This window comes from Mitsuaria sp. WAJ17, assembly GCF_014174515.1.
GTDB lineage: Bacteria > Pseudomonadota > Gammaproteobacteria > Burkholderiales > Burkholderiaceae_C > Roseateles_B.
The window spans coordinates 1-26479 of sequence record NZ_JACJUG010000014.1; the positions used below are offsets into that span (position 1 = coordinate 1).

Sequence of the window (26479 nt, forward strand, 5' to 3'; positions counted from 1 at the left end):
CACGTGGTCGGCGGCGCCCCGGCTGCCACGCCTGCGCCTGCGCCAGCGCCAGCGCCCAGCCCGGCACCTACGCCCACGCCTACGCCCACGCCCACGCCCACGGCGCTGAGCCGCCCCGCCGACCACGTGCTGGTCTGGTCCGACGAGTTCGATCAGCCCGGCCTGCCCGATCCGCGGCGCTGGTCCTATGACACCGGACGCAATGCCAGCGGCTGGTTCAACCACGAGCTGCAGTACTACAGCGCCGCGCGCCTGGAGAACAGCGAAGTCCGGGGTGGGCGCCTGGTGATCACCGCGCGGCTGGAGAGCCGCACCGAGCAGCCCGACTGGGGCGGCCAGCGCTACAGCTCGGCCCGCCTGCTCACGGCCGGCAAGGCCCAGTGGACCTACGGTTTCTTCGAGGTCCGCGCCCGGCTGCCTTGCGGCCGCGGCAGCTGGCCGGCCATCTGGATGCTTGGCGCCCAGGGGAGTTGGCCCGCGCAAGGCGAGCTGGACATCATGGAGCAGGTCGGCCGCGAGCCGGCGAAAGTCTTCAGCACCGTGCACACCAGCAGCGGCTCGGGCGGGCAGGGCAAGGGCGGGGCCGTGCAGCTGCCCACGGCCTGCAGTGCCTTCCACGACTACCAGATGCTGTGGACGCCCCAGGGTCTACGCTTCGGCGTGGACGGCGTCGAGCATGCCCGCTACGACAACCTCGGCACGGGCCCGGCCCAGTGGCCTTTCGACGCGCCGCAGTTCCTCATCCTCAACCTCGCCATCGGTGGCGATCTGGGCGGCGCGGTGGACGACAGCATCTTCCCGCTGAGCTACGAGATCGAGTATGTGAGGGTCTACCAGCGCCAGCCCTGAGTGGGGCGGGCCGGGAAGGCCCGTAACCGCCCATGCCCTACGCCTAGTCCAGAGAGGCAGCGTCCGGCCTTGCCTTCTTGACCCGGTACATCGCTTCATCCGCCTTGCCCAGCAGGGCGCCGACGGTGTTTCCATCATGAGGATAGCTGCTGACCCCCACGCTCACGGAGGCAGCCAGCTCGCATGAGGCCGGCATACGCAGCCGGCTGACGGCCTGGGTGATCTTTGCGGCCAGTTGGATGCCGTCCTCCCGCGTGCTGATCGGGGCAAACACCACGAATTCGTCGCCGCCCAGCCTGCAGACGGTGTCACTGGCGCGAACGGTACCGACCAGGGTCCGGGCAATGCCTTGGAGCAGCTGGTCGCCCACTGCGTGGCCCAGGGTGTCGTTGACCTGCTTGAAGTTATCGACGTCAACGAAGCAGACGACCAGCATGGAGCCATTGCGCCGTGCCAGATTGAGATCGTGCTCCAGGCGGTCCCACAAGGCCAGGCGGTTCAGCAGGCCGGTCAAAGGGTCCGTGCGCGAGGCATGGACCGCCTTCTCCAGCGCCGCATAGGCGGTGGCGGTGGCCTGGTGGGCGACCAGGTTGGCGGCCGTCAGACGCTGGTTCTCGGCGGCCATGCCGCGAATGACCTCACGCCCTGCGTTGCCGCGTGCGGCATCGATTGACGCCTGCAGCGCGAGCAGTGTGGCTTCGGCCTCGGCGATCTTCCGGCGCAGCGCGCGCAAGCGGCGCTGTTCGGCGGGGATGCCATCGCGGGCAGTCATGAGTCCCACTCCTTGATTGGCGGGATCGAGCCTAACCTGAATTGCCGCCTGCGCTCCATCGGCTGCATGCAGGCCCTTCCGGCACTGGCGCCCACGACATCCCGTCCCTAAGCATACGCCCTTGGCCCATGGTCGTGGCAGGGGCGCATGCTTAGAGACGGGCTGGGCGCCCCGGGTCAGCCCCGCACACGCGCTCCTTCCCCATCAAATCCCAGCGCCCGCAGCGGCGAAGCGTCCAGCCCGATGCGGTCACCCGGCTGCAGGGCCGGCACTGCGCCGTTGAGCTTGAGGGTCAGGGCTTTCTCCAGGCCTTCGACGCGCGCATAGAGCAAGTGGGTATCGCCCAGGTGTTCGGCGAAGTCCAGTTGCGCCGGCACGCCCTCGCCGGCGGGGGCCAGCTGCAGGTGCTCGGGGCGCACGCCCAGGCGCCGGGCGTCAGCGGGCAGGGCCGCGGCCCAGCGGGACCACAGGGCCTGGTGGGCGGGGCTGGCGCTGCCGGCGGGGCGGTCCACGAGATTGATCGCGGGCGAGCCGATGAAGCCTGCCACGAACTCGGTGGCCGGGTCCTCATACAGCGCCAGCGGCGTCCCCAGCTGCTCGATGCGGCCTTGGTGGAAGACGGCGATGCGGTCGCCCAGGGTCATGGCCTCGGTTTGGTCGTGGGTCACGTAGATCATGGTGGCGCCAAGCGCGCGGTGCAGGCGGGCCAGCTCGATGCGCATCTCCAGGCGCAGCGCCGCGTCCAGGTTGGACAGCGGCTCGTCGAAGAGAAAGACCTTGGGCTTGCGCACGATGGCGCGGCCGATGGCCACGCGCTGGCGCTGGCCGCCCGAGAGCTGGGCCGGGCGACGGTCCAGCAGGGCGGTGAGCTTGAGGGTTTCGGCCGTTTTGCGGACCTGGGCCTCGCGCTCGGCTCTGGGCACGCCGGCCATCTTGAGGGCGAAGCCCATGTTCTCGGCCACGCTCATGTGCGGGTACAGGGCGTAGCTCTGAAACACCATGGCAGCGCCGCGCTCGGCGGGCGGCAGCTCGTTGGCGCGCTGGCCGTCGATCAGCAGCGTGCCTTCGGAGATGTCCTCCAGGCCCGCGATCATGCGCAGCGTGGTGCTCTTGCCGCAGCCCGAGGGGCCGACGAAGACCAGGAACTCGCCGTCCTCGACCTCCAGGTCGATGCCGCGGATGACGTCCTGCTCGCCGTAGCGCTTGTGGATGCCTTGCAGGCTCAGTCGTGCCACCTCAGGCTCCCTTGGATTGCGCGGCCAGGAACTGGCGGTACCAGCGGGCGCTGTCCTTGGGGGTGCGCTGCTGGGTCTCGTAGTCCACGTGCACGATGCCGAAGCGCTTGGCATAGCCCGAGGACCACTCGAAATTGTCCAGCAGGCTCCAGACCATGTAGGCATCGACCGGCACGCCCTCCAGCTTGGCCGCATGCACGGCGGCGATGTGGCGCTGCAGGTAGCGGGTGCGGGCCTCGTCCTGCACGCGGCCATCGATCCAGGGGTCGGGGAAGGCGCCGCCGTTCTCGGTGACCCACAGGCTGGGCACCTGCGGGTAGTCGCGGTGCAGGCGCAGCAGCAGCTCGGTCAGGCCCTCGGGGTAGACCTCCCAGCCCATCTCGCTGACCTCCTTGCCCGCGGCCTTGGGGTCCCAGGGCTTGTCGGCGCTCTGCACCGAGCGGGAGTAGTAGTTGACGCCCAGGAAGTCCAGGGGCTGGCGGATCTCGGCGAGGTCGCCATCGTGCATCTTCGGGGCCTTCCCGCCCAGGTCCAGCCAGAGATCGACCGGGTAGCGGCCCTGGCACAGCGGGTCCATGTACCAGCGCAGCAGGCGGCCGTCTTCCAGCACGGCCCGAGCTTTGTCCGCGGCGGAGGGTGTCGCGGGATGGGTAGGCGCGAGGTTGAGCACGATGCCCAGCTTCTCCTTCGCACCCGCGGCACGCAGGGCCTTCAGCGCCCGGCCATGGCTCAGCAGCAGATGGTGCGAGACCTGCAGGGCCAGGGCCTCGTCCTTGAGCCCCGGGGCGAAGACGCCGTTCTGGTGCCCGAGCACCGCGACGACCCAGGGTTCGTTGTGCGTGCACAGCGAGGCCAGGCGGTCGCCCAGGCGGCGCTGGATGCCCAGGGCGTATTCGACGAAATGGTCCACCGTCTCACGGTTGGCCCAGCCGCCGCGGTCCTGCAGGGCCTGGGGCAGGTCCCAGTGGTTGAGGGTCAGGTGAGGCTGGAGGCCGCGGGCCAGCATGCCGTCCACCAGGCGATCGTAGAAGGCCAGGCCGGCCTCGTTCCATGCGCCCTGGCCGGTGGCTTGCACGCGCGGCCAGCTCACGCTGAAACGGTAGGCATTGACGCCCAGGCTCTGGATCAGGTCGAGGTCATCGGCCCAGCGCTGGTAGTGCTCGCAGGCCACGCGGCCGTCGCTCGCGTCGGCAATGGCACCGGGCTGGCGGCAGAAGCTGTCCCAGATGCTGGGGCCCTTGCCGTCAACATCAGCGGCACCCTCGATCTGGAAGGCGCTGGTGGAGACGCCCCAGACGAAGTCGGGCGGGAAGTGCAGGGCGGTGGTCGGGTCGGTCATGGGTCGGGTGAGCGAAGGAAGGGCGGGTGTCGGAAGAGTCCGGCTCACTTGACGGCACCGGCGGTCAGGCCGGCGATCAATTGGCGTGAGGCCAGCATGAAGAGGGCAATCAGGGGCAAGGTGGCCACGGCCGCGCCGGCGATGAGCGCGCCCCATTCGGTGTCCACCGGGTTCTGCAGCAGGCGCAGGGCCAGGGGCAGGGTGAAGTGCTCAGGGCTGCGCAGCACGATCAGCGGGCCTACGAAGTTGTTCCAGCTGCCGATGAAGCTGATGAGCCCGAGCGTGCCCAGGGCCGGCTTGAGCAGGGGCAGCACGATGCGCACGAAGAGGCCGAACTCGCCGCAGCCGTCCATGCGGGCGGCCTCGATCAGCTCCCGGGGCACGGCGCTGCGCACGTACTGGCGCATCAGGAAGATGCCGAAGGCGTTGGCCGCGCCGGGCAGGTAGAGGGCCCGCGGCTCGTCGATCCAGCCCAGCAGGTCCATCACCATGAAGCTGGGAATCATGCTCATGAAACTGGGCAGCAGCATGGTGCCCAGCACCAGCGCAAAGAGCGGGCGCTTGAAGCGGAACTCGAACATGGCGAAGGCATAGCCGCCCATGGCGCAGAAGAGCAGCGTCAGGGCTGTGGACATCAGCGCCACGTAGAGGCTCCAGCCCACGCTGCGCCAGAAGGGGATGCGCTCGCCCAGCAGGCGCAGATTGGCCAGCAGGTCATCGCCGAACCACAGGGGAGGGGGGACGCTGAAGATGTCGGTCCGCGACTGCGTGGCGAAGACGAACATCACGTAGAACGGCGCCAGCATCAGCAGGGCGCCTGCCGCGACGAGGGCGTAGGCCAGCCAGCGCGAGGTCTGCACGGAAGGGCGGATGGTCATCACGCACGCTCCTTGCCAAAGGCGCGGTGCAGGGCCGCCGTGGCCGCCGCGAGGACCGCGAACAGCAGCCACGACATGGCCGCCGCCGCGCCGAAGTCGTTGAAGTCGAAGGCCAGGCGGTAGAGGTAGACCGCGCTGCTCATGCCGGCCTGGTCATTGCCGCCGCGGCCGTTGGTCAGCACGAAGGGCTCCTCGAAGAGTTGCAGGCTGCCCACCACCGAGAGGGTGAAGCCGAAGAGCATCATGCTGCGCAGGCCCGGCAGGGTGATGTGCAGGAATCGCTGCCAGGGGCCGGCGCCGTCCATGGTCGCGGCCTCGTACAGGTCCTTGGGGATGGTCTGCAGGGCGGCGAGGTAGAGCACGGTGTGGAAGCCCACGTAGCGCCAGAACACGACCAGGGCGATGGCGGGGCGCAGGCGGTCGGGGTCGTTGAGCCAGTCGATGGCCTGCGCGGGCAGCAGCAGGCCCAGGCCGGGCGCCTGGCGCAGGGTGGACAGGCCGCTGTTGATGAGCCCGTAGTCCGTCGAGAACAGGGCGCTGAACAGGATGGCGATGGCCACCGTGGAGGTGATGTAGGGCAGGAAGTAGGCCCCCATCAGCGCATTGCGCCAGCGCTGGCCCAGGGTCTGCAGACCGCAGGCCAGGGGCAGAGCCACCAGGTGCTGCGGCACGGCGCTGGCCACGCCCAGCCACACGGTGTTGCCCAGGGACTTCCAGAACCAGGCGTCCTGCAGCGCGAAGGCGAAGTTCTCCAAGCCCACCCATTCCATGGCCGAGAGGCCGCTGGTGGGTTCCCAGCGGTTCAGCGCCAGCCACAGCGAGAACAGCAGCGGGAAGAGGCCGAAGACGGCGAAGAGCAGCAGGAAGGGCGCGAGGAACAGATAGGGTGCGCCGGAGGGGCGGATGCGCAGTCGCTTCATCGCTGGGCCCTCGTCTGCAGCAGGCGCTCGGCATCGCCCAGGGCGCTTGCGATGTCCTTGCCGCGCGTCAGGACCTTGTCCAGCTCAGTGTTGATCACCTCGTCGGCGAAGGCGTCCTGACGGTGCACGGCCACGGGCGTGATCCGCCGCGCGGCCTCGCGCCACAGGTGGCGGGCGCGCTGGCCGCCGAGGAAGGCCACCGGCTCGTCGAAGAAGGGGTCCTCGAAGGTATCGACCAGGGCGGGGAAGATGTCGTGCGTCTGGAAGGCGTCCAGCAGCAGGGTCTTGTTGAGGGTCAGGTCTTGCATGAAGTCCCAGGCCAGGGCCCGGCGGGCCGGGTCGCTCTTGGCCGGCAGGGCGTAGAAGCTGCCGCCATAGGCCGCGAAGGCGCCTTCGGGCAGCTGGGCCGCGCGCCACAGGCCGCGGGTCTTGGGCGCCAGCCAGGAGCCCATGAAGCCCACCAGCCAGGCGCCGATCATCTGGGTGGCGATCAGGCCGCGGCGGAAGCCCTCGGTCCAGTCGCTGGACCAGTTGTAGACCTTGGCGTCCAGGCCTTCGCTGCGCACCTGGCGGGCCAGCTCGAAGGCGCGCTGGAAGCGCGGGCCGGCGACCAGCACGCGGTTGTCCTCGCTGAAGTAGAGGCCCTCGCCGGGCGCGACGCCGGTGCGGATGAGGATGTCCTTCATGTCCCGCGCATGGGCCAGCAGGTAGGCGCCGGTGCGACGGCGGAGTTCGCGGCCTGCGGCCACGTAGCCGGCCCAGCTGCCGTTGAGGTCCGCGGCCTGCAGGCCGGCTCGGCTGAGCAGGTCATGGCGGTAGAGCAGAGTGCCGGGGCCGATGTCCGAGGGCAGGGCCACGATCTCGCCGCGGCGGTTGCTGGCCTGGCCCCAGGTGTAGGGCACGAAGCGCTCGCGCAGGCGGTCCGCCTGGCAGGGCGCCTGGCGCAGGTCGTAGAGGCCGCGCCCCTGGGCGAATCGCCCAACATAGCCCACCTCCAGCGCCATCAGGTCCGGCAGATGGCTGCCGGTGGAGAGGGCGGTGATCATGGCCGCGTGGTGGTCGTTCATTTCGCGGCTGACGACCTCTACCTCCACGCCGGGGTGGCGCGCCGTCCAGGCCGGCACGGCGGCGCGGACGATGGCGTCCAGCTTGGGATAGGCCGCGACCGTCAGCCGCTGCGGGGCCGCCGCTCGGCCGGCCCCGGCCCACAGGCCCAGCCCCAAGGCCAGGCCGAGGCCGGCCCGCCGCTGTCCATCGATCGCTTGTGCGTCCACGCGCTGTGCGTCCACGTTGTCTCTCGTCTTGTGTCTTGTTCCCGGGCGCCGCAGGGCGCCTGGGTATCGTGGGCCGGAAGGCCGCGCGGTCAATTCAGTGGGGCGTTCCCATTGAACATGAAAGCGCTTTCAAACTATAGGGAAGCCAGGTGCCGATGTCAATGGCGCTGGCCCCATGGCCTGCGCCTTGTCCAGGCTCAGGCCATGGCATGGCCGGCCTTGGCATGGGCAGCTGCACAGAAGCGCCGCACATAGGCCTCGTGGGGCGGCAGCGACTGCACCGTGTGCGCCACCTGCTCGTGCAGGCCGCCCAGGAACTGCCGCAGCTCGGACTCGCCCATCAGGTCGGCCACCGGGTGGTAGGCCTGGGGCGTCAGACCCTGGCCCAGCATGACCTGGATCCAGGAGTTCTCGGCAAAGAGTTCGTCCGCGGGCCGGAACACACGGCCCGTCTGCGCGAAGAGATCAAGGCGGTGGCGCAGGCTGGCCGGCACGGTCATCTCGCGGCAATGCGTCCACAGCGCCGAGCCCTCGCGGGCATTGAGGTGGTAGTGCAGGACGATGAAGTCACGGATGTGCTCCAGGTCCTTCTGGGTCTGGCGATTGAATTCCTCGATGTCGCAGGCCTGGATGCCGCCGGCCGGGAACATCTGCAGCAGGCGGATGGCGGCGCGCTGGATCAGGTGGATGCTGGTGGACTCCAGCGGTTCGATGAAGCCGCTCGAGAGGCCCACGGCGATGCAATTCTTCTCCCAGGTGCGCAGGCGCTGGCCCGGCGTGAAGCGCAGCACGCGCGGTTGGATCAGCAGTTCGCCTTCCACGTGCTGGCGCAGCATCTCCGGCGCATCGGCATCGGCCAGCAGCCGGCTGCTGTAGACCAGGCCGTTGCCCACGCGGTGCTGCAGGGGGATGCGCCACTGCCAGCCGAAGTCGTGGGCGATGGAGCGGGTGTAGGGCGGGGCTTCGCGCACGGCGGCGGTCTGCACGGCCACGGCGCGGTCGCAGGGCAGCCAGTGGGACCAGTCCTCGTAGGCCACGCCCAGGGTTTCGCCCAGGAGCAGGGAGCGGAAGCCCGTGCAGTCGATGAAGAGCTCGCCCTCGACGAGGCTGCCGTCCTGCATACGCAGGGCGCTCAAGGCGCCGTCGGGGCCGTCCGCGAGCACGGCGGCAATCTTGCCCTCGATGCGCTGCACGCCGTGCTGCTCGGCGATCTGGCGCAGGAAGCGGGCATAGCGCGAGGCATCCAGGTGGTAGGCGTAGTTCAGGCCGTTGCGCGGCAGGTGGGCGAAGCGCAGGGCTTCGGCGGCGCGCAGCTCCAGGCAGTACTCGCCATAGGGCCGGGCCAGGCCTTGCTGGCGGCCCTTGAGCCAGAAGTGCTGGAAGCCGGCGCTCCAGTGGTCCTGGCCAGTGCGGCCGAAGGCGTGGATGTAGGACTCGCCCGGCGTCTTCCAGCCCTCGAACTGGATGCCCAGCTTGAAGGTGGCCTGGGTGGCGGCCATGAACTCGGCTTCGTTGATGCCCATCAGCTCGTGGTAGGCATGCAGGGCCGGGATGGTGGCCTCGCCCACGCCCACGGTGCCGATCTCCTCGGACTCCACCAGGCGGATCTGCAGCTGCTTCCCGAGCAGCTTGCCCATGAGGGCTGCGACCATCCAGCCGGCGGTGCCGCCCCCGGCGATGACGACGCGGCGCACGGCTTGCGAAGTGTGGAAGGGTGTCATGGGGAACCTCGTGGAATGGTCGCTCATCGGTTGAGCTTGTTGAGCAGCAGGGCGCGCAGACGGCGGTGGGCGGTCTCGTCCAGCGCGCCCAGCAGGCCGCGGGCGTGCGGCGGCAGATGGGCGGCCGTCTGGTCGTCGGCCTCGAAGACGTAATGGTCGAAAAGCGCCCGCCAGGCCGCGCGTTCGGCCGGCGGCAGGTCGCGCACGGTGGCCAGGGCCAGCCACAGGGCGTTCATGGGTGAATCCTGCCACGCGGGCGTGCGGCGCCACCAGTAGTTGATGAGGCCGCTGAAGGGGTCCAGGGCCTGGACCTGGTGCCACCACTGGCTGGGGATGTAGAGCGCGTCGCCAGCCTCCAGCGTCACCTCCTGCGCGCGCGCCTGCGCCGCGGCGTAGCGGGGAAAGCGCTGCAGGTCCGGTGCGGCAGCATCGACCAGGCTGATGGGCTGGCCGGCGGGCGTGAGGTCCAGGGGGCCGATGTAGAGCTCGCCCACAGCGTCGGGCGGATAGAGCGTGAAGCGGCGGCGGCCGCTGACGCAGCAGGCGATGTTGGCCGGCCAGTCCTGGTGGGCCGGCACGGTGACCCGGTTGCCCAGCCACAGGCTCACCAAGGGGGGCTCCTCGGCCTCGATGGCGAGCGGATGGTCCGCCAGCAGGCCAGGCAGGCAGGTCTCGACTGTGGTCGATCCCATGTAGACGGTGGACGGCGCCGGCGCGTCCAGCGCGGCGATCAGCTGGTCCAGCACGGCACCGAAGGGCAGCAGGGCACGGCTGAAGTTGAAGCCCTGGAAATCGGGTGTATAGGCGATGCGGCCGCCGGTCTCCGGCGCCATCTGATAGACGCCCACCGTCGCCCCTTGCCAATGACGGCGCAGCAGGGCGGCGGCCTCGTGCGGGCCTCGACGCGCGGCCTGAACCAGGGGCCAGTGCGAGACCAGGCCACGCAGCACGCAGGGCTGCTCGCTGTCCGGCCCGCTGCCCGTCAGCGTGGCGGGAACCTGGCCCGGGGGGCAGGGCAGCTCACGCGTCGCTGGCATGCCCGTCCTTCAGGCCAGGCGCTGCTCGCGCTGCACCAGCTCGCCGAAGCGCGACAAGGAGGCCACGGCCATCGCCAGCGGCAGCCAGTAGCCGCGCTCGTGAAGGTCGGCCACCACGGCGCCGGGCAGGGCGTCCAGGCGCTCCTCGTGGATCACATGGAAGCCGCCGATGCGGCGCGTGCCGCCACCGGGCAGCGGCAGGTCCAGGGCCATGGGCTCGAGCAGCTCGAGTTGCAGCAGCGCGTCGATGAAGGCGGGCAGGGTCTGCAGCCCGTCGTGCAGGGCCTGCAGCACGCTGACGCGATGCTCCAGCAGCGGCGAGAGGCCGCCCTGGGGCAGGAAGAGGGGTTCGCCCGTCTGCTCGCTCAGACGGGGGCTGTCGAGGTCGATGTGCACGACCCATTGCGAGGCATCCCGGCCCACCATCAAGGGCTGGCGCTCCAGCGCCCAGGGCAGATGCGGCGCTTCCCAGCCCTGCGGGCCCAGGAAGAGGTTGCCGGCGCCGCTGAGGCTCATGAGGGCCACGGGCTGGAAGGGCAGCTCCCCGGTGCCGGCCTGGAAGACGATGGGAAAGCAGGCCTGCAGCAGGCGGAACTCCGCCGGCACCGTGGGCACGACCGGCAGGTCATCGCCCAGGGCGCGCGAGGGCGCGGGATCCAGGCGCAGGGCCTGGTGGCTGATGTTGTCGAGCAGGGCGGGGCGCATGGCGGATCCGAGGCTGGCGTGGACCGATGGTAGGGAGACAGGGATCCCGCCGGGAAGGGCAGGATCCCTGAGCGAGGGGCGCGCGTCGGCGCCCCCCAGGCGCGGCGCTCAGTAGGTGTAGCGCGCCCCGACCATGAAGCGCCGGCCGGTCTGCGTCACCGACTGCACCTCCAGGTGGGTGCGGCCATGCGTGCGGATCACGCCATCGTTCAGGTTGATCGCCTCGAACTGGAAGCTCAAACGCGGGCTGTACTTGTAGCCGATGCTCAGGTCCCACTGGCCATAGGGCTCGGTGTAGGACGGGCCGGAGCCGCCGTTCACCGCCGCATTGGTGCTGTTGAGGAACTCGCCGCGCCAGTTGTAGGCCATGCGCACGCTGTAGCGGTCGTCCTCGTAGAAGCCCACCAGGTTGGCGGAGTTGCTCAGGCCCACCAGCGCGTTCTGGTCCTTCAGGTCCTCGTTCTGGAACTTCAGGCCCGAGCGCACATAGGTGTAGTTGGCGGCCAGCCCGAAGCCGCTGCGGCCGAAGGCATGCTGCACGTTGAGCTCCAGGCCATTGATGTGGTCGTTGCGCTGGTTGGTGGGCACGCTGATGTTGAACACCGCCATCGGATCGCCCGCCTGGCCCGCGATGGTGCCCAGGGCGTTGCCCGAGCCGTCCACGCCGGTCTTCACGATGCCGTTGCGGCCGTTGTAGGTGTTGAGCAGGTAGTTGCGCACGCAGGTCAGGTCTGCGCCGCCGCAGGCCGTGGCCGCTTCCTTGAACAGCGCGCCATTGATGGGCGAAGTGAGGCTGAAGGGCGTCATCGGGACCACGCTGGTGCCGATGTAGTTGCTGATGTTCTTGCGGAAGATGCCGATCGCGGCGTAGCTGCTCTTGGCGTAGTAGTACTCGGCCGAGAAGTCGAAGTTCTTGGACAGCAGAGGCTTGAGGCCTGGATTGCCCTGGTTGCCCGAGCCGCCACCGGCGCGGTACTCGGTGAGCGTCTGTCCGCCCTGGATCTTGTCCCAGCCCGGGCGGCCGATGGATTCTCCGAAGCTGGCGCGCACCTTCCATTGGCTCGTCAGCTCGGCCTCCCAGTCGATGCTGGGCAGCAGGTAGCTGTACTTGCCGGAGAGGCTGGTAAAGCCCGGTGCGCCCTTGAGGATGGCGAACTCGTTGGCCGAGACCCACTGGATGCCTGTGGCGATGGGCACCAGGGCCTGGGAATCGACCTTGGTGCGCTCGTAGCGCAGGCCCAGGGCGGCGCTCATGGGCACGCCCCAGTCGAAGTCGGTGCTGTACTGCAGGAAGGCGCTCGTGCTGCGCTCCTGGGTGCGGCGGTCGTCGTCGAAGTTGTCGGTGGCCTTGAACCACTTGTCGCTGCCGTCGGCCTTCACGGCGGCGTCGCGCACGGCGCTGAAGTCCCAGACGAAGAAGTTGTTGACCATGCCCGTGCGGTCCGCCGAGCCCATGGCGCGGCTGAAGTACTGCTGGATGGTGTCCGCCTGCCAGAGGGTATCGGCGTAGTCGCTGGGCTTGTTGTGGCCGCCCCAGTCGTTCTGCTGTACGTTGGCAAAGGCGGTGCGGTTGTTCACCTTGGTCAGGCCCACGCCGAAGTCCAGGTTGGACGCATCCGACAGGGTGTACTTGCCCTTGATCTGCGCCTGGTCGATGGCATTGCGCATATAGGCGTTGCGGAAGGACGAGCCCGTGACCTGCATGAGGCTGGCGCTGTCCGCCGGATTGCCGGACAGGCCGATGCTGAGCACCGGGAACTTGCCCGAGAAGTCCACGCGGTCGCTGGCGCGGTTCTGCATGGACACGCCCAGGGCGTTGTTGGTGCCGTAGGGGCTGTCGGCGCCGGCGGTGGCGACGGAGTGGTGTGCGTCGAACTCCAGCTTCAGGCGCTCCGAGGCGCGCCAGGCGGCGTTGAAGCCGGTGGAGTCGTTCTTGTTCTTGGTGCCGAAGTAGGCGCCGCCCATGGCCACGTCGGCCGGGCCGTTCGTGTAGAGCTCCGAGAAGATCAGGGGCGAGGCGATGGGGCCGTCCGCCCAGGTGGTCTTGTCGTAGGCGAAGTTGAACCAGGCCGAAAGCTCACTGCGCTTGGTGTGGATCTTGTTCTCGGAATAGGTCTTGTCCAGGGTCAGCGTCAGGTCCTTGAGCGGACGGTACTGCAGCACCAACTGGCCGTTGGTCCGCGTGCGCTCGATGCCGTTCATGCTGTACATGAGGTTTTGGGGCACCTCGTACAGGTCGGTCAGCTTGGGCCGGTTGGTGATCTTGCTGGCGCCGGGCTCGGTGGGCAGGGGCAGGGCCGTCCAGTCATTGGCATTGGCCAGGTTGCCGGGCTTGCTGTACCAGCCATTGGGCACGCCGGCCTGGTTGTAGCCGGAGTTGCGCTTCTGCAGGCTGCCGGACAGGGCAATGCCGAAGGTGCCGTCGGCGAAGACCTGGCTGTAGATGCCCGAGAGCTCCGGCGTGGTCTGCGAGCCGGCGATCACGCCGGGCAGGCGCTTGTTGGAATCGTCGCTGACCAGCTTGGCGCCGAAGCTCGCCACGGTCTTGGGGTTGTCCAGCGGCCGGGCCGTCTTGATGTTGATGGTGGCACCGATGCCGCCGGTGGGGTTTTCCGAGCGCCCGGTCTTGTAGACCTCCAGAGCCGCCACGCCTTCGGAGGCGAGGTTGGCGAAGTCGAAGGAGCGAGCGTTGGAGGCGGTGGTGTCAGCCAGGTTGGCGGCCGGCATCTGGCGGCCGTTGAGCAGCACCAGGTTGAAGTCGGGGCCCACGCCGCGCACCGTCACCCGCGAGCCCTCGCCATTGGCGCGGTCGATGGACACGCCGGCGATGCGCTGCATGGACTCGGCCAGGTTGGTGTCCGGGAACTTGCCGATGTCCTCGGCCACGATGCCATCCACGACGCCCTGCGCCTTGCGCTTGAGGTCCAGGGAGCTGTCCAGGCTCTTGCGGATGCCGGTGATCACGACGGTGTCCAGCTGCGCGCCCTCGTCCTTCTTGGCGGGCGCGGCCTGCTGGGCCTGCAGGGTGGGGGCGATGAGGACGGCGCAGGCGGCGGCCAGCCGGCTCAAGGGCAAGAGCGGGCGGCGGCGCGAGGTGCAAGTCATGGGTCTGTCTCCTGGTGGTATTGGTGTGGCAGCAGGGGCGCTTGGAACCCTGCTGCATTGAAAGCGCTTTCAAATAGTAGCGCCAGCCACCAAGCGGTGTGACCTAGGCATCACCCTAATATGAATGCATTGCCCTGCAGCAAAGCAACAGCGGCCCGCGGAGCCGCCAGCTGCGGGATGAAACCGATTTCTGACGGCGCCTTCAGCGGCCGCCACGGGCCAGGGCGGCCACGGAATCGCGCTCCACGAGGCGGGGCTCGGGCAGCTTCAGGGTGGGCTTGCCGCCGGCCAGCATTTCCAGCAGGGCCTGGGCGGTGAGGCGGCCCAGTTCCAGGCTGGCCTGGTGCACCGTGGTGAGCGGCGGCGTCATGTGCATGGCCAGCGCCAGGTCGTCGAAGCCCACCAGCGAGACGTCCTGCGGCACGCGCAGGCCGGCCTTGTGCAGGGCCACGGCGGCGCCCATGGCCATCTGGTCATTGGCGGCAAACAGGGCGGTGAAGCGCTGCGGGCTGGCCAGCAGGCGCTCGGCGGCCTGGCGGCCGCCTTCTTCCAGGTAGTTGCCGCATTCCACCAGGGCGGGGCGGAAGGGGATGCCGGCCGCCTCCAGCGCGGCCTGGTAGCCGGCCAGGCGCTCGCGGGCGTCGGAATGGCTCTGGTCGCCGCCGATGTGGGCGATGTCCCGGTGTCCCCGCGCGATCAGGTGCTGGGTGGCCAGGCGAGCGCCCTCGCGGTGGTCGTAGTCCATGGCGTAGACATTGGGCGCCTTGATGCTGCGCCCCGTCACTACGGTGGGCACCTGCTTGGCCAACTGGCGCAGGGCGGCGTCGCCGACCCGGCCGTTGAGGATGATCATGCCGTCCACGCGGCGGCCCATGAGGGTGTCGATGCAGCGCTGCTCCACCTCCACGTCCCAGTGGCCGCTGACGAAGAGGGCGCTGTAGTGCGCCTCGCTGAGCGTTTCCTCGATGCCGCGCATGGCGACGCCGAAGAAGGGGCTGTCGATGAACTGGGTGATCACGCCGATGCTCATCGTGCGCCCGCCGGCCAGGCCGCGGGCGATGGGGTTGGGCACGAAGCCCAGCTCCGCGATGGCGCGGTCCACCGCCGCCTTCTTTTCCGCGCTCACCACCGCCGTTCCGTTGAGGATGCGGGAGACCGTGCTCGGCGACACGCCGCTGGCCTCGGCCACCATGCCGAGCGTGACGGGACCGGACTTGCGGGCCGAGGGCGGTGCGGGGGATCGAGCCATGGGCGTAGCGGTATGAAAGCGTTTGCGTGAACGTTGGGGCGAGTGTAAGGGCAGCCTCCGATGTCCTTGTCGAGTCGTCCGGTCTCTGCCGCGCAAAGGGGGAGCAGGACGGGGCTCATGCCTTCAAGCAGGCTCCAGGGGCTGGGACACTGGGCTGATTCACCCCGCAGGGAGCCCCCATTGGCGCGGGCCGGCCTATCGACCGTCTCTGACAAACTGATCGCGCGATTCCCTGGTGGGTTCGTTGGGCAGTGCAGCAGGCTTGCCATCGACGAAGCGGACGATGGCCTCATGCACGAGGGCCTGACCCTTTGGCGTTCCCCAAAGAATGTGCCCCACGCCCTGCAGCCACTGAGCGCGGGTGATGGGCATTGCATCGAAATACGCCATGGCCCTGCCGCGAGGCACGTAGCTGCACTCACCCAGCATCAGCAGGACCGGCGCTTTCAGTGCTTCCCGCAGCGTCGGCTGTTGGGCCTTGGTCGCCGACCGGCCCACAGCCATATTGGCGGCGGGATTGAAGCGCAGCGGCTGGAAGCGATCAAGTTGATCGGCAGATCCCCGGCAGTAGCCGCTGGAGATCAGGTTGCGTTGCACGGCAGGGCTGGCAAGGTTGATGAGTTCTTCCTGGGGCACGAACAGGTTGCCGGCCGGGAGCAGCGTGCCGACCAGCATGCGCGGCGCCAGCATGGACGACAGGACCGCCAGTGACGGCGCTTCGCTGGCATCTGGCGCCCTCGTGGTCTTCTCGTTCAATGCGGGATCGAGGCCGGGCGTGCTCCCGGGCAACTTCCCGGGTTCGGTCAGGACCACCTGGGTGACCCACTTCCGTGCGCGAGGGCTCTGCAGGGCGGAGGCCACGATGGCGGCTCCATAGGATTGGCCGACGAGTACCGTGGGCTTGCCGATGCGGTCGAGGATGGCCAGCAGGTCGGCCACGTTGCCGTCGTGGGTGTAGTCTCGCCCATCGCCCTGTGGAGAGCGGCCGCTGCCGAACTGGTCGTAGAGCACGACCTCGAACCCCTCCCTGGCGAAGCCGGCGAAGAAGTCGCGATCAAAGTTGCGGATGTAGGCGCCAGGGCCCCCATGGACGAACACCAGCGCCTGCTGCCGATCCTGCACGCCTGCATCGGGGGCGATGCGATAGACCGCGACCGACCGGCCGTCGGAGGTCGGCCACGGCTGGACTGCCGGATCCTCGGGCAATGGCGGCAGGTGCCGCGAGGCTGCCGGCACCATCAGCACCCACAGAGGCAGGAGCGTCATGGCCAGCGTCAGAGACCGCTGGAGCCGCATGCGCATCGGCAGGCCCGACCATCCGTCTGGACGGATTTGCACGATTCGCCGCCGCCAGATCCAGAAGGCCAGCGCTGAAGCCAGGAGCAGCGCCAGCGCTCCTGAGAACCGCCCTTGGCTCACCCAAAGAGTGACAAAGAAGGCAATCCATACGCCCAATGGCCGGGCGACTGCCCCTGCCACCCGGTGAATCCGTTTCGCTGCATTTCCCACGACGTACCTCATAGTGAGCCCTGGCCTTTGGCCGAGGCGGCCCTGGACTTGGCCAGGAGTTGACTGATCGCCTCAGCAACCCTGCCGGCCTCTTCCTTTTGAATGTAATGACCGGAGGTGGCGACTTCCCTTGCTTCAGCATTCGGTGACATGGACAGCCATTGGGCACGCAAGGCCCTGACCATTCTTTCGAATGCCCCCTGTTCTTCCATGCGGAACCTGCCGCTGAATAGAAAGTGAAGGGGCCTGTTCACCGCGTTCTCCGCCTTCAATTGGGCGGTGCAAGTGGACTGCCCATCAAATTCCTGGCGCATGGCCGGGGTGAACAGGCTGTATCTGAGTGCACTGAGAATTGCCGCGTGTGCCGGCGCCTGCCGTTTCATTTCTACCAAATGGTCTGGATGTGTCGGGTCAATCAGGACCAAACCGATGACCTCCTCCGGATGCCGCTGCGCGTAGCTGTATTGATAAAGCCCACCCAGCGAATGCCCCACCAGGATGAAGGGGGGGTTCAGGCCCAGGCGCCGGATCAATTGCTGCAATTCGTCTGCGATGGAGCAGGGGTCACGAGAACCCGAGGTGAGTGGGCTGCCGCCATACCCGGGCCTGTCATAGCTGAGGACCTGGGTTGCAACGGGCAGTTTCTCAATGACGGAAGCCCAGACGTTCTTGTCATCGCCCAGGCCGGACTGGAAGATGACAACAGGCCCTGAGCCGTGTCGCCAGAAGTAGCTGACCTCATTCCCTGAGGCGAGCGTGGTGCTGGCGGAGGGCTGCACTGTCGAGCAGCCGGCCAGGCCGGTGAGGCAGCTCAGGCAGACCAGGAGCGACAGCATGAAGGAAGGGCGGGTGGGCATGATGGGATGGGATTCGTTGCGCGATGGAGGATGCCTGCATGTCAAACCTGAGGGCACCATGGATGAATACCGGGGGCGGGCCGGGAATCCCTGGGGGCTGGCGTCACTGCAGGTTTTTCCAGCCCCACTCGGCGATTCTTTTGCGCAGCGCATGGCCTGCATTGCCTTCCGCATGGCCGCTGATCCAGCCGGCGATCAGGTCGGCGCCGATTTCGTTCGGGTGATAGTTTTCCTGCCGGTTGGGGAAAATGTCTTGGTACTCACCGATGGAGTTCAAGTCCTGAATGCGGGCTTGCCCTCTTTCATCCAGGGCGACCACGAAATTGCCATGGCTCTCCTTGAGTTCAATGGCAACGATTCGGAGGTCGCTGGCCATGTCCGGCTGATCGAGCTTGCGAAGCATCAGGTCGGGCCGGATCCACTGGTCTTTTCCGCCGATGTTGATTTTGTAGATCCAGCCGAGATCCTGTGCATCGGGATTGGCGACACGGTGTTCAAGCAGCCACGGATGGTCGGGAACTGTGTCCAGATGCCGGAATCCAAGGATTTCCGTGTACAGGCTGACAAAACGTTGTGGGTGCGCGCGCTGAAGCACATGGACCTGTTCATGGACGAGCAAAGGGGCGGCCATCTGATCAAGAATGCTTGTCCAAGCCCAGCGATACATGCGCATCATGGCGTCGAGCTCCGTCTGTGAGAGCACGATATGGGCACCCCGGGTATGTGGGATCCCTGCCTCCACGCAGGACCCCGTCTTGATGAACGAAAAGGGGGTTCGGGCCATGAGCGGGGCTTTCCCGATGATTTTTGGTGCCAGCCGCGACATCACATCCCGCAGCATTGCCTCCTCGCTCGGGGTGAAGGCGCGGACGTCCTCCGCATAGCGTTCCCGGAGCTGGCTGCGCGCCATGGTCAGCGCTACGTTGTCGAGGCGCAATTTGCCTTTCGCGCGCAGGTCGCCCATTTGCAACTGCTCAAAATACGTCGCTTCTTCACCGTCCACCAGAGCTTTCTTGCCCTGCGCGATGCTCAGGAACCGAAGGCTCAGCGAAGAGCCAGGGGGCGGGACTTCTTGAGCGCCTGTCGCCCACGTCAGGGGCATTAGGCACAGGCAGGCGATCAGTAGTCGTTTCATTTCATGTCCTGGGTGTTGGCGCAGTGCGGCGGGGGCGATCGCCGTGCTGCACCTGGGAGCCTCGGGCGTTCAGTCGCCCTCGAACAGCGGCGCAGGCGAAGCCTGGGGCAGGTGCCTGGTATCCGGCTGCTCCTAGGCAAGCAGGCGCAGCCCGAGCAGGAATAAGACGAGAGCCGTGATGCGCGCCATGCTCTTGCGCCCCTGCCCGTTCGGCGCAATCCATCGGCGCATCAGGCTGCCTGCAGCGCCCAGCAGGGCATGGAACAGCACGCTCAGCACGGTCAGCCAGCTGCCCAGCGCGACCAACTGGGCTGACGCGGGGCCTCGTCCGGCTTCCAGGAATTGCGGCAGGAACAGCGCGAAGAACAACACGGCCTTGGGATTGAGCAGGCTGTTCAGGCAGGCGCGCCACCAGAGGGCATGGGCCGCCACGAGTGAATCGCCGCCCACTTCCGGCAAGTCCTTCGGCGTCAAGGCGCGCCAGGCCAGATGGAACAAGTAGGCGGCGCCGCACAGGCGCAGGGCGCCCTGTGCCGCCGGCGTCTCGGCAAAGAACAGGCCCAAGCCCGATGCGGTCAGCACGGTCAGCACGATGTCGGCGACGCCGATCCCGAAGGCGATCTGGAGCGCGCCTCGCCGGCCATAGTGAACGCCATGGACCAGCACGAAGGCCATGTTGGGCCCAGGGGAGAGCAGCAGCAGCAGTACCGCCGTGCTGAACAGCGCAAGGGTCTCGGGGCTAGGCATTGCAGTCTCCCGGCGGGCGGACGCCGGCGCTCGCGAAGGTCACCAGGTGCAGCTTGTTGCCATCGGGATCGCGCAGGTAGGCCCCGTAATAGTCCGGACCGTACTGCGGGCGCCAGCCGGGGGCGCCTTCGCAGCGGCCGCCCGCCGCCAGCCCCAGCGCATAGGCACGATCGACCGCGTGGCGATCGGCGGCCTGGAACGCGACCATGCAACCGTTGCCCGCGCTGGCGGGCAGCTGGTCATAGGGCTCATAGACGTAGAAGCGAGGGCGGCTCTGGGCGGCTGCTGCCCAGCACAAGGCGGGCGAACCACCGTCCGGCAGGACTTGGCGCCGCTGGAAGCCCAGGGCGTGCATCAAGGGGGCGTAGAACCGAAGCGACCGCGGCAGGTCGTGGCTGCCGACGGTGATGTGACTGAACATGAACGTACCCGTGCATGAAGAGCGGAGGAAACAGCTTAAGATCGCCCAGCGAGTACATTCAACGAATTGTTATAGGTACTTTGCATGAAGGGCTCCCAAGACTTGGCCAATCGGATCCTCGAGCGCATCGAACGCGGGGAGTTGCGTCCGGGGGCTCAGTTGCCGCCCTTGCGGCAGCAGGCCCGGGAGTGGGGCGTTGCGCTGGCGACTGCGGTGCGCGCCTATGCTTTTCTCCGGGAGAAGGGCCTGGTCGTTGGTGAGCGGGGGCGCGGCACTTTCGTGCGCGATCAGGGGGCCGGCTGCAACGACGCCCTGGTGCAGGCGCCTTCCTCTGCGCCAGCGATCGACCTGAGCTTCAACTCGCCGACCGTTCCGGGGCAGGAAGAAATGTTGCGCCACGGTCTGCGCACTCTTGCTGCGACGGGTGACATCTCTGCGCTGATGCGCTCAATGCCGCCGGGTGGGACGCCGCACCAGCGCACAGTCGCTGCACGTTTTCTGCGCGAGCGCGGCCTGGCGCTGGACGCCGAGCAGGTCCTGTTCGTCAATGGCGCTCAGCACGGGATTGCCATGGCGCTGGCCGCCTGCTGCCAGCCCGGAGACGCCGTGGCGGCCGATGCCCTCACCTACCCAGGGCTGCGCGCCGCCGCCCAGGCGCAGCGCATTGATCTGGTTCCCGTGCCGATGAGGCCCGATGGCTGTGCCGACCTGTCAGCGTTGGAGCGGCTGTGCGCTCGATCCAGGGTGCGGGCCTACTACTGCATGCCGACGATCCACAACCCGCTGGGTTCGGTGATGTCCTTGGCGCAGCGGCGGAGTCTCGTGGCCCTTGCGCGTGCGCAAGGGCTGACCCTGATCGAGGATGCGGCCTATGCCTTTCTGGCCGATCCGGCGCCCCCGCCCCTTTATGCGCTGGCCCCGGAAAACACGATCTATGTATCGGGCCTGTCCAAGAGCATTGCCACGGGCCTGAGGATCGGCTTTGTCGCAGCCCCCTCGGGGCGGGTCGAGGCGCTGGCGCGGCAGATCCGTGTCTCGATCTGGAATCCCTCCTCGCTGGCCATTGCCTTGGCCTGCCAGTGGATGGGCAGTGGCGAGGTTGTGCGCTTGGAGGCCGTCAAGCGCCAGGATGCGCGCGAGCGCCAGGCCTTGGCGCGGGAGATCCTGGCCGGTTGCGCGCTGCGTGGGCATGAGGCGGCCTATTTCGTGTGGCTTGAGTTGCCAGAGACCTTGCGCGCAGAGGATGCAGCCGCACGGCTGGCCCAGCGCGGCCTGATCGTCACGACGGCCGAGCCTTTCGCAATCGGGCCCGTGCGGCCCCAGGCCTTGCGCCTGGCTCTGGGGTCCTTGCCCCTGGATGCGCTTCGCGCCGCGCTGCAGCAGGTGCGTCGCGAAGTGCTCTGGTAGGTTGCGCGCCACCGGCAGGCGGCGCCAGCACGCCCCCTGCCACCGCGGGAAAGTCCCCAATCCAGGCGTCTGCAGTTCATCCAGCACTTTTAGTGCGATCCGCAAGTCCTTATTTTTGAAGGACTTTTTTTCTGCGGCTGGTCGGTGAAATCAACTGTAAGTGATTGATTTCATTGAACTTTTTTCTGATTTTCCTTGACCTGGCGGCGGTCGGTTAGTAAAGTGGGAGAAATTGTCAAATAGTGGGCCGCTGTGGCGAATTACGTGTTTCAAGGGGCGAGTGCCTTGGCGATGGACGCCAAGGGGCGCTTGACCGTCCCTACACGCCACCGAGAGCTGTTGCAGGGCTTGTGCAATGGCCAGCTGACCATCACCAAGCATCCCGAGGGTTGCCTGATGGTCTTCCCCCGCCCGGCCTGGGAAACCTTTCGCGACCGCATTGCCGCGCTGCCCATGTCGGCCGCCGGCTGGAAGCGCGTCTTCCTGGGCAATGCCCAGGATGTCGAGATCGACAGCGCTGCCCGCGTGCTGATCGCCCCTGAACTCCGTGCCAGTGCCAGCCTCCAGAAGGACGTGATGCTGCTGGGCATGGGCAGCCATTTCGAACTCTGGGACGCCGCGGCCTATGCCGCCCACGAGGCCCAGGTCATGCAATCCGAGCTGCCGGACGCGCTCAAGGACTTCAGCTTCTGATCATGAGCGCCACCCCCACTGCCTCCCCCGAGCCCTTCAAGCACACGACTGTCCTCCTCAACGAGACGGTGGAGGGCGTGCTGCACCAGCCGGACGGCGTCTATGTGGACGGCACCTTCGGGCGCGGCGGGCATTCGCGTCTGCTGCTGAGCCGGCTGGGACCGCAGGGCAGGCTCATTGCCATCGACCGGGACCCCGAGGCCATCGCGGCCGCCACCTCAGGCGAGACGCGGGTCGAGGACCCGCGTTTTTGCATCTGCCACGCCCCCTTCGCCCAGATGGGCGAGGAGCTGGAGCGCCTGGGCGTGCACGCCATCGACGGCCTGATGCTGGATCTGGGCGTCTCCAGTCCGCAGATTGACAACCCCGAGCGCGGGTTCAGCTTCCGTTTCGACGGCCCGCTGGACATGCGCATGGACACGACCCGCGGCGAGAGTGCCGCGGATTTCCTGGCCCGTGCCGACGAGCGCCAGATTGCTGAGGTGATACGCGACTATGGCGAAGAACGGTTTGCTCTCCCGATTGCAAAGGCGCTTGTTGCTCGCCGGGAAGGCGGGAGCCCTGTTCGAACAACCGCCGAGCTTTCCAAAGTCGTGGCTGGTGCGGTCAAAACCCGCGAACCGGGCCAGGACCCTGCAACGCGCACATTTCAGGCTCTACGGATACTCGTCAACGCCGAGCTTGAGGAGCTCGAGCAGGGTCTGAACTCGGCCCTGCGCCTGCTGCGCCCGGGCGGCCGCCTGGCGGTGATCAGCTTTCACTCGCTGGAAGACCGCATCGTCAAGAACTTCATCGCTCAGCACAGCAAGGACGTGGTCGATCGCCGCGCGATGTTCGCCGCGCCCAAGCCCCTGGCGCTGAAGGCCCTGGGTCGCATCAAGCCCAGCGAGGCCGAGGTGAAGGCCAACCCGCGCTCGCGCTCCGCCATCCTGCGCGTGGCCGAGCGCACGGACGCGCCCCTGGTCGAGGCGCCGGCCGCCGTGCCCAAGCCTGGCAAGCCCGTCAAGCGCAAGGGAGGCCGCTGATGTGGTCTCGCATCTCGCTGGTGCTGTTGGCTGCGGTGATGGTTTCTGGCTACTACCTGGTGCGCAGCAGCTATGAGGCGCGCCGTCTCTTCACCGAGGTCGATCGCGCCCAGAACGAGGGTCGCAAGCTGGAGGCTGACCACCAGCGCCTGCTGGCCGAGCGCCATGCCCAGGCCACCAATCTGCGGGTCGAGCAGGTCGCCCGCGAGCGCCTGAAGATGCGCGCCGTCTCGCCCGCCATCACCCAGACCGTCGAGCTGGGCGGCCGTCCCGCCTCGGCGGTTGCAGGAGCACAGCCGTGAGCGCCAAGCGCCCTGGCGGGAATGCCCTGAGCCCGCGCGGCGTCAATTACGCCACCAGCCCCCTGCTGGCGGCCAAGACGCCGCCCTGGCGTTCGCGCTTTCTTGTCGCGCTGGTGGGACTGGCCTTCGCCGGCCTGCTGGGGCGTGCCGTCTATGTGCAGCTGGTGGCCCAGGACTTCTTCCAGCGCCAGGGTGAGGCCCGCTACGCCCACACCCTGGAGCTGCCCGCCAGCCGCGGCCAGATCAAGGACCGCAGCGGCCAGGTGCTGGCCTCCAGTGTGGCCGTGCCCTCGATCTGGGCCTTCCCCAAGGACGTCGATACCGACCCGGACAAGCGCCGCGAACTGGCCCGCATCCTCAAGGTCAGCCCGCAGGAGCTGGACAAGCGCCTGGACCCCTCCAACCGCTTCGTCTTCCTTCGCCGTCTGGCCGACGATGACACCGCCGCGAAGATCAAGGCCCTGAACCTCAAGGGCGTCTTCCAGGACCGCGAGTACAAGAGGCAGTACCCGGAAGGCGAGTCCGCCGCGCACATCGTCGGCTTCACCAACCTGGAAGAGCGGGGCCAGGAAGGCATCGAGCTGGCTTTTCAGAAGGAGCTGCAGGGCCGCGACGGCAGCCGCGCCGTGGTCAAGGACCGCCTGGGCCGCGTGGTGGAGGACATGGGCGAGCGCGTGCCCGCCAGCAACGGCCGCGACATCCAGCTCTCCATCGACGCCAAGGTGCAGTTCTTCGCCTACCAGCGCATCCGCGACGCCGTGGCCGAGCACCGTGCCAAGGCGGGCTCCGTGGTGGTGCTGGACGTTCAGACCGGCGAGGTCCTGGCGCTGGCCAACTGGCCCAGCTACAACCCCGGGGACCGCCAGAACCTGCTGGGCGAGCAACTGCGCAACCGCGCGCTGACCGATGTCTTCGAGCCTGGCTCGACCATGAAGCCCTTCACCATCGGCCTGGCCCTGGAGACCGGCCGCGTGCGCCCGGACACCGTCATCAACACCGCCCGGGGCGCCGTGATGATCGCCGGCTGGTCGCCCACCGACGTCCACCCCTACGGCGACCTCACGGTGGCTCAGGTCATCCAGAAGTCCAGCAACGTGGGCACGGCCAAGATCGCCATGCAGATGCCGGCGCGCGAGATGCACGAGATGTTCACCGCCATCGGCCTGGGCCAACGTCCGCAGCTGGAGTTCCCCGGCGCGATGACCGGCAAGCTGCGCCCCTACAAGAGCTGGCGGCCCATCGAGCAGGCCACCATGAGCTATGGCTACGGGCTCTCGGCTTCGCTGTTCCAGCTGGCCCGCGCCTACACCACTTTCGCCCGCGACGGCGAGGTCATCCCCATCACCATCATGAAGCGCGCCAGCAGCGAGCCGGTCAGCGGCCTGCGCGTCTTCAAGCCCGAGGTGGCCCAGCAGGTGCGCGCCATGCTGCAGACGGCCGCCGCGCCGGGCGGCACGGCGCCGGCGGCCATGGTCCCGGGCTACAGCATCGGCGGCAAGTCCGGGACCGCGCACAAGCAGGAAGGCAAGGGCTACGCCGGCCACAAGTACCGCTCCTGGTTCGTGGGCCTGGCGCCCATCAGCAAGCCGCGCATCGTGGTCGCGGTGATGGTGGACGAGCCCAGCAACGGTGTCTATTTCGGCGGCGCCGTGGCCGCCCCGGTCTTCAGCCAGGTCGTGGCCCAGACCTTGCGCCTGATGGGCGTGGCGCCGGACCTGGATGTCAAAACACAGATCGTCGCGAGCCAGAAGCTCGAGGCGGTCGAAGAAAGCTTCTGAGCCATGCTGACCCGTCTCAAATCCCCCGAAGCTGCCGCCCGCTGGCTCCAGGAATGGACCACGGGCGCCCTGCGCACTGACAGCCGCCTGGTCCAGCCCGGTGATGCCTTCATCGCCTGGCCCGGCTACGCGCGCGACGGCCGCAACTACGTGGCCGCTGCTCTGGCCGCGGGCGCCGCGACTTGTCTGGTGGAGGACGAGGGCGTGGACGCCTTCGGCTTCATCGACGCCCGCGTGGCCTCCCTGCCCGGCCTGAAGAGCCGCACCGGCGCCATCGCCGCCCAGTACTACGGCCAGCCCAGTCTGATCCTGCCGGTGGTGGCCACCACCGGCACCAACGGCAAGACCTCCACCGCCTGGTGGACAGCGCAAGCCCTGACCCTGCTCGGCCATCGCTGCGGCGTGGTGGGCACCCTGGGTGTGGGGGTGCCGCCCATTCCGGGCACCGGCCAGGCCGCCGCGATCGAGTACACCGGCCTGACCACCCCTGACCCCGTGATGCTGCAACAGGCCTTCGCCCGCATGCGCGACGAGGGTTTCGGCGCCTGTGCCATCGAGGCCTCGTCCATCGGCATCAAGGAGCACCGCCTGGATGGCACGCAGGTCCGCGTGGCCCTGTTCACCAACTTCACCCAGGACCACCTGGACTACCACGGCAGCATGGCCGCCTACTGGGAGGCCAAGCGCGAGCTCTTCGGCTGGAGCGGGCTGCAGGCGGCGGTGATCAATGCCGACGATGCGCAGGGCGCCGCGCTGGCCGCGGAGCTGCGGTCCCAAGGCAAGCTGGACCTCTGGACCTACGGCCTGAACCGCAGCGATGTGCGCCTCTCGGCCCATGCGCTGCACTACCGCGCGGGCGGCCTGGCCTTCACGCTGAAGGAGCAGGGCGCGGCGGACCAGCTCATCGAGACCGGCCTGATCGGCGAGTACAACGTGGCCAATCTGCTGGCCGTGATCGGCGGCCTGCGCGCCCTGGGCCACACGCTGGAGGCCCTCGTGCCGGTGGCCGGCCTCGTGACGCCGGTGCCCGGCCGCATGCAGCGCGTTGGCAATGGGCGCGAGCTGCCGCAGCTGGTGGTCGACTACGCCCACACGCCCGACGCCCTGGAGAAGGCCCTGGCCGCGCTGGCGCCGCTGGCCGAGGCCCGTGGTGGCCAGCTGGTGTGCGTCTTCGGCTGCGGCGGTGACCGCGACCGGACCAAGCGCCCGCAGATGGGCGCCATCGCCGCTCGCCTGGCCGGCCAGGTGGTGGTGACCAGCGACAACCCCCGCAGCGAGGACCCGGCGCAGATCCTGGCCGACATCGTCGCCGGCCTGCCGTCCGGTGCGCCGCACAGCGCGCTCATCGACCGCCGCGTGGCCATCCGCGAGGCCGTGCTGGGCGCCTCGCCGGCCGACGTGGTCCTGGTGGCCGGCAAGGGCCATGAGGACTACCAGGAAATCCAGGGCCAGCGCCATCCCTTCTCCGACGTGGAGGAGGCCCGCGCCGCCCTGATCGAGAGGGCCGGCCTGTGAGCGCTG

At 68.2% G+C, this 26479-nt stretch carries 23 protein-coding genes; 7 read left to right on the forward strand and 16 right to left on the reverse strand.

Annotated elements, in window-relative coordinates:
- Positions 1-849, forward strand: an 849-nt coding sequence (locus H5407_RS12790; RefSeq protein ID WP_310737646.1) for a glycoside hydrolase family 16 protein, incomplete at its 5' end; no start/stop codon positions are given.
- Between the two features lie 43 nt (positions 850-892).
- Here the strand turns inward: H5407_RS12790 and H5407_RS12795 are convergent.
- The 16 genes from H5407_RS12795 to H5407_RS12870 form a co-directional block, all read right to left on the reverse strand.
- The gene (locus H5407_RS12795; protein WP_183104839.1) at positions 893-1621 is read right to left on the reverse strand and encodes a GGDEF domain-containing protein; all 729 of its coding nucleotides are present in this window, start codon (positions 1619-1621) and stop codon (positions 893-895) included.
- Positions 1622-1797: 176 nt separating this feature from the next.
- A complete protein-coding gene (locus H5407_RS12800; protein WP_310737647.1) occupies positions 1798-2856 on the reverse strand; it encodes a sn-glycerol-3-phosphate ABC transporter ATP-binding protein UgpC in 1059 nt (352 codons plus the stop codon).
- 1 nt (position 2857) lies between these two features.
- Positions 2858-4195, reverse strand: a complete 1338-nt coding sequence (locus H5407_RS12805) for a GH1 family beta-glucosidase (protein ID WP_183104841.1) — start codon at positions 4193-4195, stop codon at positions 2858-2860.
- 44 nt (positions 4196-4239) lie between these two features.
- Positions 4240-5073 carry a carbohydrate ABC transporter permease gene (locus tag H5407_RS12810; protein ID WP_183104842.1) on the reverse strand — a complete coding sequence of 278 codons (834 nt, stop codon included), beginning with the start codon at positions 5071-5073 and terminating at the stop codon, positions 4240-4242.
- Entirely contained in the window at positions 5073-5993 is a 921-nt protein-coding gene (locus H5407_RS12815) for a carbohydrate ABC transporter permease (protein ID WP_183104843.1), read from the reverse strand. Before H5407_RS12815 ends, H5407_RS12810 begins: the two co-directional genes overlap by 1 nt.
- The gene (locus tag H5407_RS12820; RefSeq protein WP_310737648.1) at positions 5990-7282 is read right to left on the reverse strand and encodes an ABC transporter substrate-binding protein; all 1293 of its coding nucleotides are present in this window, start codon (positions 7280-7282) and stop codon (positions 5990-5992) included. The genes H5407_RS12815 and H5407_RS12820 overlap by 4 nt, the downstream gene beginning before the upstream one ends.
- Before the next feature lie 182 nt (positions 7283-7464).
- On the reverse strand, positions 7465-8988 hold the full coding sequence (locus H5407_RS12825; RefSeq protein ID WP_183104844.1) for a tryptophan halogenase family protein: 1524 nt from the start codon (positions 8986-8988) through the stop codon (positions 7465-7467).
- A gap of 23 nt (positions 8989-9011) precedes the next feature.
- On the reverse strand, positions 9012-10025 hold the full coding sequence (locus H5407_RS12830) for a cupin-like domain-containing protein (RefSeq protein ID WP_183104845.1): 1014 nt from the start codon (positions 10023-10025) through the stop codon (positions 9012-9014).
- A 9-nt stretch (positions 10026-10034) separates the two neighbouring features.
- The gene (locus tag H5407_RS12835; protein ID WP_183104846.1) at positions 10035-10730 is read right to left on the reverse strand and encodes a SapC family protein; all 696 of its coding nucleotides are present in this window, start codon (positions 10728-10730) and stop codon (positions 10035-10037) included.
- Positions 10731-10838: 108 nt separating this feature from the next.
- On the reverse strand, positions 10839-13835 hold the full coding sequence (locus H5407_RS12840) for a TonB-dependent receptor (RefSeq protein ID WP_183104847.1): 2997 nt from the start codon (positions 13833-13835) through the stop codon (positions 10839-10841).
- Between the two features lie 202 nt (positions 13836-14037).
- Positions 14038-15084: a LacI family DNA-binding transcriptional regulator gene (locus H5407_RS12845; protein WP_183104848.1), complete on the reverse strand. Its 1047-nt coding sequence runs from the start codon at positions 15082-15084 to the stop codon at positions 14038-14040.
- A gap of 195 nt (positions 15085-15279) precedes the next feature.
- Positions 15280-16350 carry an alpha/beta fold hydrolase gene (locus H5407_RS12850; RefSeq protein WP_183104849.1) on the reverse strand — a complete coding sequence of 357 codons (1071 nt, stop codon included), beginning with the start codon at positions 16348-16350 and terminating at the stop codon, positions 15280-15282.
- Between the two features lie 251 nt (positions 16351-16601).
- Positions 16602-17450 (reverse strand): alpha/beta fold hydrolase, encoded by an 849-nt coding sequence (locus H5407_RS12855; protein ID WP_183104850.1) that lies wholly within the window; start codon positions 17448-17450, stop codon positions 16602-16604.
- 103 nt (positions 17451-17553) lie between these two features.
- Positions 17554-18585, reverse strand: a complete 1032-nt coding sequence (locus H5407_RS12860; protein ID WP_183104851.1) for a hypothetical protein — start codon at positions 18583-18585, stop codon at positions 17554-17556.
- 132 nt (positions 18586-18717) lie between these two features.
- Positions 18718-19332: a LysE family translocator gene (locus H5407_RS12865; protein WP_183104852.1), complete on the reverse strand. Its 615-nt coding sequence runs from the start codon at positions 19330-19332 to the stop codon at positions 18718-18720.
- A complete protein-coding gene (locus H5407_RS12870) occupies positions 19325-19753 on the reverse strand; it encodes a VOC family protein (RefSeq protein WP_183104853.1) in 429 nt (142 codons plus the stop codon). The genes H5407_RS12865 and H5407_RS12870 overlap by 8 nt, the downstream gene beginning before the upstream one ends.
- 84 nt (positions 19754-19837) lie before the next feature.
- Between H5407_RS12870 and H5407_RS12875 the strand changes: the two genes are divergently transcribed.
- From H5407_RS12875 to H5407_RS12900, 6 genes are all read left to right on the forward strand, one after another.
- Positions 19838-21160: a PLP-dependent aminotransferase family protein gene (locus H5407_RS12875; RefSeq protein WP_183104854.1), complete on the forward strand. Its 1323-nt coding sequence runs from the start codon at positions 19838-19840 to the stop codon at positions 21158-21160.
- 264 nt (positions 21161-21424) lie between these two features.
- The gene (gene mraZ / locus H5407_RS12880) at positions 21425-21853 is read left to right on the forward strand and encodes a division/cell wall cluster transcriptional repressor MraZ (RefSeq protein WP_183104855.1); all 429 of its coding nucleotides are present in this window, start codon (positions 21425-21427) and stop codon (positions 21851-21853) included.
- Between the two features lie 2 nt (positions 21854-21855).
- On the forward strand, positions 21856-22878 hold the full coding sequence (rsmH, locus tag H5407_RS12885; RefSeq protein ID WP_183104856.1) for a 16S rRNA (cytosine(1402)-N(4))-methyltransferase RsmH: 1023 nt from the start codon (positions 21856-21858) through the stop codon (positions 22876-22878).
- Positions 22878-23180, forward strand: a complete 303-nt coding sequence (gene ftsL, locus H5407_RS12890) for a cell division protein FtsL (RefSeq protein ID WP_183104857.1) — start codon at positions 22878-22880, stop codon at positions 23178-23180. The genes rsmH and ftsL overlap by 1 nt, the downstream gene beginning before the upstream one ends.
- Positions 23177-24958, forward strand: coding sequence for a penicillin-binding protein 2 (locus H5407_RS12895; protein WP_183104858.1), 1782 nt, complete (start codon positions 23177-23179; stop codon positions 24956-24958). The genes ftsL and H5407_RS12895 overlap by 4 nt, the downstream gene beginning before the upstream one ends.
- A gap of 3 nt (positions 24959-24961) precedes the next feature.
- Positions 24962-26473, forward strand: a complete 1512-nt coding sequence (locus H5407_RS12900; RefSeq protein ID WP_183104859.1) for a UDP-N-acetylmuramoyl-L-alanyl-D-glutamate--2,6-diaminopimelate ligase — start codon at positions 24962-24964, stop codon at positions 26471-26473.
- Positions 26474-26479 lie beyond the last annotated feature (6 nt).

Bases quoted from the DNA above. Each gene is read 5' to 3' on its own strand.
- H5407_RS12830 (WP_183104845.1), bottom strand. From the start codon at position 10,025: ATGCCAGCGACGCGTGAGCTGCCCTGCCCCCCGGGCCAGGTTCCCGCC.
- H5407_RS12840 (WP_183104847.1), bottom strand. From the start codon at position 13,835: ATGACTTGCACCTCGCGCCGCCGCCCGCTCTTGCCCTTGAGCCGGCTG.
- H5407_RS12845 (WP_183104848.1), bottom strand. From the start codon at position 15,084: ATGGCTCGATCCCCCGCACCGCCCTCGGCCCGCAAGTCCGGTCCCGTC.
- H5407_RS12805 (WP_183104841.1), bottom strand. From the start codon at position 4,195: ATGACCGACCCGACCACCGCCCTGCACTTCCCGCCCGACTTCGTCTGG.
- H5407_RS12835 (WP_183104846.1), bottom strand. From the start codon at position 10,730: ATGCGCCCCGCCCTGCTCGACAACATCAGCCACCAGGCCCTGCGCCTG.
- ftsL (WP_183104857.1), top strand. From the start codon at position 22,878: ATGTGGTCTCGCATCTCGCTGGTGCTGTTGGCTGCGGTGATGGTTTCT.
- H5407_RS12900 (WP_183104859.1), top strand. From the start codon at position 24,962: ATGCTGACCCGTCTCAAATCCCCCGAAGCTGCCGCCCGCTGGCTCCAG.
- H5407_RS12795 (WP_183104839.1), bottom strand. From the start codon at position 1,621: ATGACTGCCCGCGATGGCATCCCCGCCGAACAGCGCCGCTTGCGCGCG.
- H5407_RS12865 (WP_183104852.1), bottom strand. From the start codon at position 19,332: ATGCCTAGCCCCGAGACCCTTGCGCTGTTCAGCACGGCGGTACTGCTG.
- H5407_RS12850 (WP_183104849.1), bottom strand. From the start codon at position 16,350: ATGACGCTCCTGCCTCTGTGGGTGCTGATGGTGCCGGCAGCCTCGCGG.
- H5407_RS12860 (WP_183104851.1), bottom strand. From the start codon at position 18,585: ATGAAACGACTACTGATCGCCTGCCTGTGCCTAATGCCCCTGACGTGG.
- H5407_RS12825 (WP_183104844.1), bottom strand. From the start codon at position 8,988: ATGACACCCTTCCACACTTCGCAAGCCGTGCGCCGCGTCGTCATCGCC.
- H5407_RS12870 (WP_183104853.1), bottom strand. From the start codon at position 19,753: ATGTTCAGTCACATCACCGTCGGCAGCCACGACCTGCCGCGGTCGCTT.
- H5407_RS12855 (WP_183104850.1), bottom strand. From the start codon at position 17,450: ATGCCCACCCGCCCTTCCTTCATGCTGTCGCTCCTGGTCTGCCTGAGC.
- rsmH (WP_183104856.1), top strand. From the start codon at position 21,856: ATGAGCGCCACCCCCACTGCCTCCCCCGAGCCCTTCAAGCACACGACT.
- H5407_RS12810 (WP_183104842.1), bottom strand. From the start codon at position 5,073: ATGACCATCCGCCCTTCCGTGCAGACCTCGCGCTGGCTGGCCTACGCC.
- H5407_RS12875 (WP_183104854.1), top strand. From the start codon at position 19,838: ATGAAGGGCTCCCAAGACTTGGCCAATCGGATCCTCGAGCGCATCGAA.
- H5407_RS12815 (WP_183104843.1), bottom strand. From the start codon at position 5,993: ATGAAGCGACTGCGCATCCGCCCCTCCGGCGCACCCTATCTGTTCCTC.